Origin of the sequence: Rhizobium metallidurans, assembly GCF_014196505.1 — a bacterium.
Classification (GTDB): Bacteria; Pseudomonadota; Alphaproteobacteria; order Rhizobiales; family Rhizobiaceae; genus Rhizobium; species Rhizobium metallidurans.
This window is the reverse complement of record NZ_JACIDW010000017.1, coordinates 84,210-94,470: the sequence shown is the minus strand read 5'-3', so window position 1 is coordinate 94,470 and position 10,261 is coordinate 84,210. Positions and strand designations below refer to the sequence as shown.

Below are 10,261 nucleotides of genomic sequence, written 5' to 3'. Positions count from 1 at the left end.
AGGACGGCCGGACCAAGCTCATCCCCGGTTCAAGCCAAGGGGGCCGCGGTCCCGAACGTCCGCACTCCGACGGATGGCCATCCGTCGGAGTGCGCGTCGATCATCAGACAATCAACGCAAAATGAACATGCAAGGGGGCCACGTGCGCTACCCATCCGTCACCATTTCGTCCCTATCAGCGCTACCAGCCGCCGCCGCCGCCACCACCGCCGCCACCGCCGGAGAACCCACCTCCCCCGCCGCCCGACGAGAAGCCGCCGCCGCCTCCGGAAAAGCCCGACGAGGTCGAGGTAACAGGCGCGGGGAGTGTCGAGGCGATGGTCGAGGCCATCGAGGAGGAGAAGCCGCCGATGCTGTCGCCGAAGCTGCCGGAATGGGTCGGATACCAGATCGGCGAATAGGCGACGGCGGCCGCTCCCGCCGCGGCGGCCGTCGCCAGCCAGGTCTGGAAGGCATCGCTCCAGGGTTTCTCGACGCCGAGGGCCACCGCGTAGGGCAGCAGCGTTTCGAAATGCTGCGGTGACATGGCGGGCGCGCCGGCCATGTTCATGCGGTCCTTTTCGGCAACCGTCAGGTAGCGGCGCAGACCATCGATGTGATCCATCAGCCGGCTTCCGAGCGATGTCGGCGCGCCCATCAGGAAGAAGAACACTACATTGGTCATGACGATGCCGCCGATGGCGACGATCACGGGCCAGTGGTCGGCCGCGGTCAGCTGTTCGACAGCTGATGTGACGATACCGGCGAGGATGGACAGGAGCGTGAAGCCAAAGAAGCCACCGATGATCACACCGGCTATCTTGCTGCGCAGCGGCGCCCCTTTGCGGAAGCTGAGACCGAGGCGCGCCGATAGTATCCCCAGGAACACAGCCGAGAAAACGGTGACGGCAATGAAGCCGCTCAGATCGGCGTTGATCTCGCCAAAGGCCAGGACCGCGCCGATGAAAAGGACGCTGAGGACGATGCCGCCGACCGTGTAGAGGGTGTTGGCGTGGTAATACTTGCCGCGATGTTCGCTTTCGATCGCCTGCCGGAACTTCTGGCCGGCATCGCGCACCTTCTCGCCATTGGACTTGCTGATCGAGAAGCTCTGGCCGGCGCGACCGACGAGGGACAGAAACGCGGCCTGACCGGCCGGCAAGGCTTTCGGCGCCGGCTTGTCGGTTCGGGTGACTGATATGCTGGAGCCGATGTCGCCGAAGGTGACGTATCCCTTGACGGCGAGGTCAAGTGCATTGGCCGAGAAGGCCGGCCAGCCGGCACCGTTGAAGCCCTTGTTGTCGATATAATTCACAAGCGCCGGCGACAGCCCTTCCGGCGGGTCCCAACGCGGCACGACGACACCGCGAGCCGGATCACGCCCGACCCTCATCCAGAAAAACACGTAATAGACGAGGACGAGCAGAAGGCCGGCGACGGCGATGACTTCGGCCATGTTGTCACGCAACCACCAGGCACGAAGCTGCCGCGCCGACGGCGGGTCGATGACGCCCTTCGGCACGCCGGCGACGACGGTCAGCCCTTCGCTCGGCCCGAGAATCCTGTTCGTGGCGAAGATCGCCTGGTTGCCCTCGATGCGGGAGGTGGCATTGCTCGCCCTCGAGCCGAACCGTCCGGTATAAACGGCGAGCCTCGTCACTTCGCCTGATGGCATCGTAATGCGCGCCGAGGCCTGCTCGATGGCGAACTGCCAGCCGGTGCCGGTGACGTTCCAGTAGACCTCGTCGTGATCCGGGAAGTAGCGGATCATGCGATCGACTTTGTAGGTCAGGACATAGGTGCGCTCGCCCTCGGGCACGATGGCGTCGCTGGAGCCGGCATAGATGCGGATGCCGCCATCGATGCTTTCGGTTTTGTACGGCTCCGGCTGGCCATCGCGGGTGACGGAGAGAAGATCGAAGCCGACACGGACGGTGCGCCCCTCGCCATCCAGCATGGTCAGCGGAAAGTCGCGGAAGATGCCGCGCTTGACCCTGATGCCTTCGGCAACGATCGAGATCGTCTCGGTCACGGTAAGGTCGCCGTTCTTGGCGACCTGGACTTCCGAATGATAGGAGGTGATGCGCTCGTTGGCGGCGGCAAGCGATGCCGCCACGAGGAGCATGAAAGCGGCAACAAGACCGGACAACCAACGCATCAAGACATTCTCCCCACTGTCTTTTCAGAATTGTCTTTTCGGTTTGCCCGGCGAGATTTGCGGCCGGCTATTCGTCCTTGATCGCGACGCCGAGCGAAGACAGCACCTTCCAGTAATCCGGGAAGGTCTTGCCGACGCAATCCGGGTCGAGAATGGTGATGCCGTCGATCTTCAGGCCGGCCAGCGCGAAGCTCATGGCGATGCGGTGATCGGCGAAGGTGTCGATATCGGCAGGCAGGCGCTGGCCGGCCAAGGCCGGGTCGGAGGCGACGATCAGGTCGTCGCCATCCTCGGTCGCGAGGCCCGCGCGGATGTTGTTGAGGCCGGTCGAGACCGCGTGGATGCGATCGCATTCCTTGACGCGCAGGTTGGCGATACCGACGAAGCGCACCGGCGTTTCGTTGAAGGCGGCCAGCACGGCGATGGTCGGCACCGCATCCTGCATCTGCGAGCCATCGATCTCGGCGGGAAGATGCGGGAACTGCCGGATGACGTCGTAGGCTTTCGCGTCCGGCTGGGTGAAATCCTCGTTGGCGATGCCGAGGTCGATCGCGCCCTTGGTCAGCACTTCGGCGGCCCAGAGATAGGTGGCGGCGGAAGCATCCGGCTCGATGACGAAATCGGTGGCGGTGTAGCCGGTCGGCTCAATCACCCAGGACGAGGGCGTCGGCTGGCTGACCCTGGCGCCGAAGGCGCGCATGACGGCGAGCGTCAGATCGATATAGCCGCGCGCGCCGATATCGGCGCCGGCGAGCTCGATGGTGAACGGCTCGGAGCCGCAGGCAGCCGCCATCTGCAGGGCGGAGACATACTGGCTGGAAAGACCGGCATCGATGACGACCTTGTTGTTCGTGAAGCGACCGTTGGCGTCGATCGTCACCGGCGGGCAGCCGGTGGGCGCGTCGATCGCGACACCGAGCGACTTCAGGGCATCGACCAGCGGCTTGATCGGGCGCTTGCGCATATGCTCGTCGCCATCGACGACATAGCGGCCATGGCCGAGCGCCAGTGCCGCCGTGAGGAAGCGGGTGGCGGTGCCGGCATTGCCGAGGAAGAGCGGTGCCGCGGGCGCCTTGAGCTCGCCGGCGCTGGTGACGACGAAGGTGGTCGCATCGGGCTCGTCCACCGTGACGCCCATGGCGCGCAGGGCTTCGGCCATGTAACGCGTGTCGTCGCTTTTCAGCGCGCCGGTCAGCCGGCTGGTGCCCCTGGCGAGACCGGCCAGAAGCAGCGCGCGGTTGGTGATCGACTTCGAGCCGGGAGGCACGGCGCGGCCGGACAGCGGCTTGGCCGCCGGGATGATGGTGAGCTTGTCTTTACTCATGACCTTGTCTTTACTCATGACGCCTTTTCCGGCAAATACGCGCGTCCCTATCCGGCCGCGATCTTTCCCTGCTCATAGCAGCTTTTCAGCAAAGGCAAATGCCTGTTGTCAGAACTTTTGGGTTCAGAACTTCACGCTCGGGACGGCGCGATCGGCCTCGTTGGTGATCTCGAAATACTCGCGCTTGCTGAACCCGAACTGGTTGGCGACGAGGTTCGATGGGAAGCTCTCGACCTTGACGTTGAGATCGCGCGCGGAGCCGTTGTAGTAGCGCCGGGCCATCTGGATCTCGCTTTCCATGGTTTCGAGCGAGGTCTGCAGCTCGCGGAAATTCTCGTTGGCCTTGAGATCGGGATAGGCTTCGGCGAGCGCCAGCAGGCGGCCGAGCGCGGCACCCAGCAGGCCTTCCGCCTGCGCACGACCGGCGACATCGCCTGCCGGAACGGTCTGCGCCTGGTTGCGGAGCTTGACCACCTCTTCGAGCGTCGTCTTTTCGTGGGTGGCGTATCCCTTCACCGTTTCGATCAGGTTTGGGATCAGATCGGCGCGACGCTTCAGCTGCACATCGATGCCGGACCAGGCCTCCTCGGCCATCTGCCGGGCGCGCACGAGGCCGTTATAGACGAAGACCGCGTAGAGCGCGATCAGGACGATGAGGCCTAGAATGATATACATCGCGAATCCCCCGTTACGACGCAAAGCCGGCCGGGAGACTATGCGGCTTGACGGCGATTGTCATCCCGCCTTCGCCATTTGCCGGCCGCCTTCGCGGTTCGGCGCGCGGGGTATCCCAAGATCTCGCGATACCGCGGTTGCCGGATAAGGCCTATCTTGGTGATGGATCGGCCGACGGCGGCGGGATCCAAACCACGTCACGAGGATCAATCAACCCATGAGCGCAGCCATCTTCCTGCTCAACATGCTTGCCATCGGATCGTTCTTCATGCTCAGGGGCGCGCCGCGTCCGGCAGCGCGCACCGTCGAGATCAAGGTCGACGTTCCGGCCAATCAGCGCCGCTGACCGCTCAGGCGGCCTTGGTGGCGAGATTGACGCCGCCGGCGTCGGTCAACAGGAATGCTTCGCCGCAGGCCTTGGCGAGCGTGCGCACGCGCAGGATGTAGCTCTGGCGCTCCGTCACCGAGATCACGCCACGCGCGTCGAGCAGGTTGAAGACGTGGCTGGCCTTGATGCACTGGTCGTAGGCCGGGAAGACGCACTTGTGCAGCTTCTGGTTATCGCTGTCTCCGGGCGCGCCGGCGGCGAGCAGCGCCTGGCATTCCTTTTCGGCATCGATGAAGTGGCGATGCAGCATCTCGGTGTTGGCGAATTCGAAGTTGTGGCGCGAATATTCCTGCTCTGCCTGCAGGAAGACATCGCCATAGCTGATCTTCTCATCACCCTCGCGGCCGTTGAAGTTGAGGTCGTAGACATTATCGACGCCCTGGACATACATGGCGAGGCGCTCGAGACCGTAGGTCAGCTCGCCGGCAACAGGCGAGCATTCGAGGCCGCAGACCTGCTGGAAATAGGTGAACTGCGACACTTCCATTCCATCACACCAGCACTCCCAGCCGAGACCCCAGGCGCCGAGCGTCGGGCTTTCCCAATCGTCCTCGACGAAGCGAACATCGTGCAGCAGCGGATCGAGGCCGATCGCGGCGAGCGAGCCGAGATAGAGCTCCTGCAGGTTCGGCGGGTTCGGCTTCAGGATGACCTGATACTGATAGTAATGCTGCAGACGGTTCGGGTTTTCACCGTAGCGGCCGTCGGACGGGCGGCGCGAGGGCTGCACGTAGGCGGCCTTCCAGGGCTTGGGGCCAAGAGCGCGCAGCGTGGTCGCCGGATGGAACGTACCGGCGCCGACTTCCATGTCGTAAGGCTGCAGCACCGCGCAACCCTTGTCCGCCCAGTAGCTGTGCAGCGTCAGGATCAGCGCCTGAAACGAGCGCTTCGGGTTCATGTGGTCGGGGATGCTGGGTGCAGACATGAGGTTAGTCGCCATTCAATTGGTTCGGTGGGCGACAGGTGCCACGAGCGGCGATGAGGGTCAAGGGTTTCGGCTGTTCGCGCGGTCGCGATCAAACGTCCAATCCGACGGCAGCTGCAGCTTGAATGCCTTGATCCGTTCAAACGCCTTCGACCGGGCATCGGCCGTGACGAATTCAAGGTTGCGGTCCGTGCCCACGCGAACCGCGATGTCGTCGCCCTCCTTCAACCCGAGTGCATCCACAACCGCTTGCGGAATGCACACTCCGAGACCATCTCCGAACTTGAAAATCTGCATGGCGCGCCTCGATGTAGACTGCTGCAAGTATATCACACGGCGATGGAGCGCCAAAGCACGCCCTCCCTTCGCTTCCCCACAGTTTGCAGGGAGGACAAGCGGTGTCGGTTGCTTTATAGTAACTACAGACATTGCCTTGGAGACGATTATGAACGCCAAGAACGCCGTGATGCTATCGGATGAGGATCTTCGCTATGCGGAAGAGCTCGTCGAGGACGGTCGGTTTCCGAGCGTGTCAGACGTGATCAAAGAGGGACTGAGCCGACTACGGGCTGACGATCAAGCGACCGATGACCCGGTCGCTGCGATGGCTGACGAGATCCGGCGGCGGGCACAGTTGCCGAAGGATCAGTTGATTTCAATGAAGGATGACAATCTGTTCGACCGCGTTCGCCGACGCGTTGCAGACAGTCACTCGAAATGAAGCAACCGTATGAGTTGCGATACCATCCAGCCGCCGAAGACGATCTGGTTGAGATTTTCACGCTCATAAAGGGCTATTCGGGCGTGGCCAGCGCCACACGCAAGCTGCAGGCGATCGAGCATGTCACTGGCAGCCTGACTGACTTTCCCTACAAGGGAACCGTTCGCGACGAAGTCCTTGCAGGGTTGCGTGCGATACCCGCCGCGGACAAGGGCGTGATCTGCTTCACCATCGACGAAGACGACCATGCGGTCGTTATCCTGACCGTAAGCTATGCAGGCTCCGATTGGGCGGCAAGGGTTCGAGACAGGCAATAGCCCTCCCCCTCACTCCTCATCCTTCTTCAAATGATACTCCCCCGTCACCGGGTCCTTGACCAGCGTGCCGACCGCGCCGGTCTGCTGCTCCCTTTGCGCACGGCGGGATTTTTCCTGCAGGCGCTTGGCTTCGGCCACGAAGCGGCGGTAGAGGAGCCAGGCGCCCAGGACGAGCACACCCATGATCAAAAGCTGCAGCATGCCGTCTGTCTTCTTCCCTCTTTTCCTACCGCGATTGCGGGTGCAAAACCGCGCTGCATCTTCGCCGCAATCGCGTCAGAGCCCGTACCGGCTCCACAATGCCCTATCTTCGGCGGTCTCGACAAGACCGGCCGCGAAGCCGGAGGCGGCGCCATCCAGCGACGCGGATGATATGCCGGGAATGCGGCGTCCGAAAAGCCCCCTTGCAGGCGTTACGAGCTCGAGCCTGGTCTTAGAGCCGTAGCGCTTCTTCAGTTCCTGGCGCATATCGCCGAGACCATCGATGAGGCCAAGCTCGAGGCCGCGCGTGCCGGTCCAGAAGAGACCGGAAAACACCGTCTCGTCGTCCTTCAACTTGCCGGCGCGACGCTCGCGCACCATGGCGATGAAGACCTGGTGGATCTCCAGCTGAAGGGTCTTCAGATATTCGATGTCCTTTTCCTTCTCCGGCTGGAAGGGGTCGAGGATCACCTTGTTTTCGCCAGCCGTATAGACGCGGCGCTCGACGCCGATCTTCTTCAGGAGCTCGGGGAAGCCGAAGCCGCCGGAAACGACGCCGATCGAGCCGACGATCGAGGTCGGATCGGCGATGATCTCGTCGCCCGAAAGCGCGATCATGTAGCCGCCCGAGGCCGCGACGTCCTCGACGAAGACGATGACCTTCTTCTGCTTCTCGCGCGCCAGTTCGCGGATGCGGGTGAAGATCAGCCGCGACTGTACCGGCGAGCCTCCGGGCGAATTGATGGAGATGGCCACGGCCGGCGCATCCTTGAAACCGAAGGCTTTTTCAAGCACTTGCGCGGTCGAGGCGAGGTTCAGCGCCGGGCGGAACTGGCTCCCGCCGGTCATGATCGCGCCCTGAAGCCTGACAACCGGAATGACGATACCCTCCTTGCGGAAGCGCTTCGGCATCAGTCTTCTCAAAAATCCGGCCATTCCCATTCCTTCGTGCAAGCTGCGTGAAACGTCTCTCCCATGTATGCGTCGCAACGGCAAACGCAATGGGCAGCCTGAAACAACCGCGCCACAAAACCTCCGCGCGCCAAGTTTCTTGTTGCGAATGACTTGCATTATCATTCTAATCAGTCATAGTGCCTCTATCGACGAAACAGGCGGATGCTGCATGGACATTATGACACCGAAGGCCAAGACGGGCTGGCGTTACGAGCGCGAGGAGGCGTCGATGGCCGATGTCCATCGCTCGATCGGCACGCGCAAGCACAGTTCGCGCTGGCGCCGGGCGCTTGCCTTCGTCGGCCCCGGATATCTGGTGGCCGTCGGCTACATGGACCCCGGCAACTGGTCGACCTCGCTCGCCGGCGGTTCCAAGTTCGGTTATTCGCTGCTCGCGGTCGCCCTGTTGTCCAACCTGATGGCGATCGTGCTGCAGTCGCTCTGCGCGCGCCTTGCCATTGCTTCCGGTCGCGATCTGGCGCAGGCCTGCCGCGACGCCTATCCGCGCTGGGTGTCGATCCCCCTCTGGCTGTGCGCCGAAGTCGCGATCATCGCCACCGATATCGCCGAGGTGATCGGCACGGCGATCGGGCTCAACCTCTTGTTCGGCATTCCGCTCGAACTCGGCGTCCTCATCACCGCGCTCGACGTCTTCCTCATCCTCTACCTGCAGAAGATCGGCTTCCGCTGGATCGAAGCCTTCGTCATCGCGCTGCTCGGGATCATCACCGTCTGCTTCGGCATCCAGATCTTCCTGGCCGACCCGCAGTGGGGCGAGGTGATCCGCGGCTTCTTCCCGACCACGGAGATCGTCTCCAATCCGGAGATGCTCTATCTGGCCCTCGGCATTCTCGGCGCCACGGTCATGCCGCACAATCTCTACCTGCATTCGGGCATCGTGCAGACCCGCGACTACGGCCACAGCCTGCCGGAAAAGCGCGAGGCGCTGACCTATGCGACGATCGATTCCACCGTGGCGCTCTGCTTCGCGCTGCTGGTCAATGCCTCGATCCTGATCCTGGCGGCCGCCGCCTTCCATGCGACCGGACGGACCGACGTGGCGGAACTCGGCGAAGCCTCTTCACTGCTGGCGCCGCTGCTCGGCCTGGCGATCGCGCCGACGCTGTTCGGCATCGCGCTTCTGTGCTGCGGCATCAACTCGACCGTGACCGCCACCATGGCCGGGCAGATCATCATGGAAGGCTTTATCAAGATAAGGCTGCGGCCGTGGATCCGGCGGATGATCACCCGCGCCATCGCCATCGTGCCGGCCAGCATCGTCACGGTCTGGTATGGCGAAGCGGGCACCGCCGAGCTCCTGATCCTGACACAGGTCGTGCTCAGCCTGCAGCTTTCCTTCGCGGTCTTCCCGCTCGTGATGTTCACCGCCAGCAAGGCGAAGATGGGTGAGCTCGTGGCGCCGCGCTGGCTGTCGGCCATCGCCTACACGATCGCCTTCGTCATCGCCGCGCTGAACATCAACCTGCTCCTCAATTTCGTGATCGGTTAGTCTACCGCCGCGAATAGGCCGCGCGACCGTTGTTGAGGTCGTCGACGAAGGGGGAGAACCTGTGGCTCCCCTCTTCGTGCATGATCAACGGCGCGCGCAGCGACAGGCGGGCGCGCGAGCCCTTGATCGCGGTGACCAGGATGCGCACTGCGTTTTCACCCGCTCGCGGGTGGATCGCCGTGATCTCGATGCCGCCGAAGCGACGGCCGCAGGCGTCGATGATCTCGGCGATCGATTCGGGCCGGGCGATCAGCGACAACTGGCCGCCTGGCATCATGATGGCGCCGGCCGTGCGCAGCCAGCTTTCGAACAGGTCCTCCGTCATCGCATGCGCCTCGGCCTTCAGCGCATCCGGCGTCCTGCGGTCGCCGGGATCGTTGAAGGGCGGATTGAGGATGACGTGGTGGAAGCTTTCATCGACGAGGCCGGCGTCGTTGCGCGCCTTGGCCTTCAGCGTCACGTCCGCCTCGACGACGGAGACGCGGCCCGCCATGTGGGCGTTTTCCGCGAGATCGAGGCTGCGGCGAGCGTAGCCGGCCATTTCGGCGGAGCGTTCGAACAGCACGACCTCGGTCTTTACCAGCCGCGAGGCGACGGCAAGACCGGCGGCACCCGCGCCGGCGCCGAGATCGGCGACCTTGACCGGCCTGTCGTCGTCCACCAGTGCCGCAAGCAGCATGGCGTCCATGCCGGAGCGATGTCCCCTGCCTTTCGGCTGGACGACATGGAAACCACCGCGATGGAAGGCGTCGATGGTCTCTATCACGGATACCGGCTCAGGGGACGTCGGCGTGCTGGCCATGGCGTCGCTCATTTCCGCTCGCGCAGTTCGTCGCCCAGGCCGGCATCGATGAGGATGCGGCGGGCGCGATCGGCCTGTTCGTCATCGACGAGCAGGCGGCGCGGAAGCATGCCGAGCGAGCCCTCCAGAATGCTCATGCCCTGATCGGCGATAAAGCAATGGATGCCGGCATCCTTCAGCAGGCTTTCCGCGAAGGAGAGCAGAACGGGGTCGTTGGCGCGGATAAGTTCATGCATTTGCCGTGAAATCCCTTTCAATTTTCCGCGACGTGGCAATTTCGCCTCTTGCCGCTCAAGCCGCCCCTTTC

13 protein-coding genes are annotated in these 10,261 nt (G+C 63.3%); 4 read left to right on the top strand and 9 right to left on the bottom strand.

Annotated features, from left to right (window positions below; all coding sequences use genetic code 11):
* Positions 1-181 precede the first annotated feature (181 nt).
* The 3 genes from GGQ67_RS20315 to GGQ67_RS20305 form a co-directional block, all read right to left on the bottom strand.
* Entirely contained in the window at positions 182-2,137 is a 1,956-nt protein-coding gene (locus GGQ67_RS20315) for a DUF2207 domain-containing protein (protein ID WP_183901943.1), read from the bottom strand.
* Between the two features lie 67 nt (positions 2,138-2,204).
* On the bottom strand, positions 2,205-3,461 hold the full coding sequence (locus GGQ67_RS20310; RefSeq protein ID WP_183901951.1) for a 3-phosphoshikimate 1-carboxyvinyltransferase: 1,257 nt from the start codon (positions 3,459-3,461) through the stop codon (positions 2,205-2,207).
* A 123-nt stretch (positions 3,462-3,584) separates the two neighbouring features.
* A complete protein-coding gene (locus GGQ67_RS20305) occupies positions 3,585-4,136 on the bottom strand; it encodes a LemA family protein (RefSeq protein ID WP_183901942.1) in 552 nt (183 codons plus the stop codon).
* A 217-nt stretch (positions 4,137-4,353) separates the two neighbouring features.
* On the opposite strand from GGQ67_RS20305, the gene GGQ67_RS25530 reads away from it, so the two are divergent.
* Positions 4,354-4,482, top strand: a complete 129-nt coding sequence (locus GGQ67_RS25530) for a hypothetical protein (protein ID WP_281393619.1) — start codon at positions 4,354-4,356, stop codon at positions 4,480-4,482.
* 4 nt (positions 4,483-4,486) lie between these two features.
* Here the strand turns inward: GGQ67_RS25530 and GGQ67_RS20300 are convergent, their stop codons facing one another.
* On the bottom strand, positions 4,487-5,449 hold the full coding sequence (locus GGQ67_RS20300; protein ID WP_183901941.1) for a glycine--tRNA ligase subunit alpha: 963 nt from the start codon (positions 5,447-5,449) through the stop codon (positions 4,487-4,489).
* 60 nt (positions 5,450-5,509) lie between these two features.
* Positions 5,510-5,746, bottom strand: coding sequence for an AbrB/MazE/SpoVT family DNA-binding domain-containing protein (locus GGQ67_RS20295; protein WP_183901940.1), 237 nt, complete (start codon positions 5,744-5,746; stop codon positions 5,510-5,512).
* 148 nt (positions 5,747-5,894) lie between these two features.
* Here GGQ67_RS20295 and GGQ67_RS20290 point away from each other — a divergent pair, with 148 nt between their 5' ends.
* Complete coding sequence (locus GGQ67_RS20290; RefSeq protein WP_183901939.1) at positions 5,895-6,170, top strand: hypothetical protein; 276 nt, start codon at positions 5,895-5,897, stop codon at positions 6,168-6,170.
* Entirely contained in the window at positions 6,167-6,487 is a 321-nt protein-coding gene (locus GGQ67_RS20285) for a type II toxin-antitoxin system RelE/ParE family toxin (protein ID WP_183901938.1), read from the top strand. The genes GGQ67_RS20290 and GGQ67_RS20285 overlap by 4 nt, the downstream gene beginning before the upstream one ends.
* A 9-nt stretch (positions 6,488-6,496) precedes the next feature.
* Here GGQ67_RS20285 and GGQ67_RS20280 read toward each other — a convergent pair whose 3' ends face one another.
* Both GGQ67_RS20280 and GGQ67_RS20275 read right to left on the bottom strand, forming a co-directional pair.
* Entirely contained in the window at positions 6,497-6,688 is a 192-nt protein-coding gene (locus tag GGQ67_RS20280; protein ID WP_183901937.1) for a hypothetical protein, read from the bottom strand.
* A 75-nt stretch (positions 6,689-6,763) separates the two neighbouring features.
* Positions 6,764-7,624: a S49 family peptidase gene (locus tag GGQ67_RS20275; protein ID WP_183901936.1), complete on the bottom strand. Its 861-nt coding sequence runs from the start codon at positions 7,622-7,624 to the stop codon at positions 6,764-6,766.
* 187 nt (positions 7,625-7,811) lie between these two features.
* On the opposite strand from GGQ67_RS20275, the gene GGQ67_RS20270 reads away from it, so the two are divergent.
* Complete coding sequence (locus tag GGQ67_RS20270; RefSeq protein ID WP_183901935.1) at positions 7,812-9,152, top strand: Nramp family divalent metal transporter; 1,341 nt, start codon at positions 7,812-7,814, stop codon at positions 9,150-9,152.
* Between the two features lies 1 nt (position 9,153).
* Here GGQ67_RS20270 and GGQ67_RS20265 read toward each other — a convergent pair whose 3' ends face one another.
* Positions 9,154-9,966: a tRNA1(Val) (adenine(37)-N6)-methyltransferase gene (locus GGQ67_RS20265; RefSeq protein ID WP_183901934.1), complete on the bottom strand. Its 813-nt coding sequence runs from the start codon at positions 9,964-9,966 to the stop codon at positions 9,154-9,156.
* A complete protein-coding gene (locus tag GGQ67_RS20260; RefSeq protein ID WP_183901933.1) occupies positions 9,963-10,190 on the bottom strand; it encodes a putative signal transducing protein in 228 nt (75 codons plus the stop codon). Before GGQ67_RS20260 ends, GGQ67_RS20265 begins: the two co-directional genes overlap by 4 nt.
* Positions 10,191-10,261: the final 71 nt, after the last annotated feature.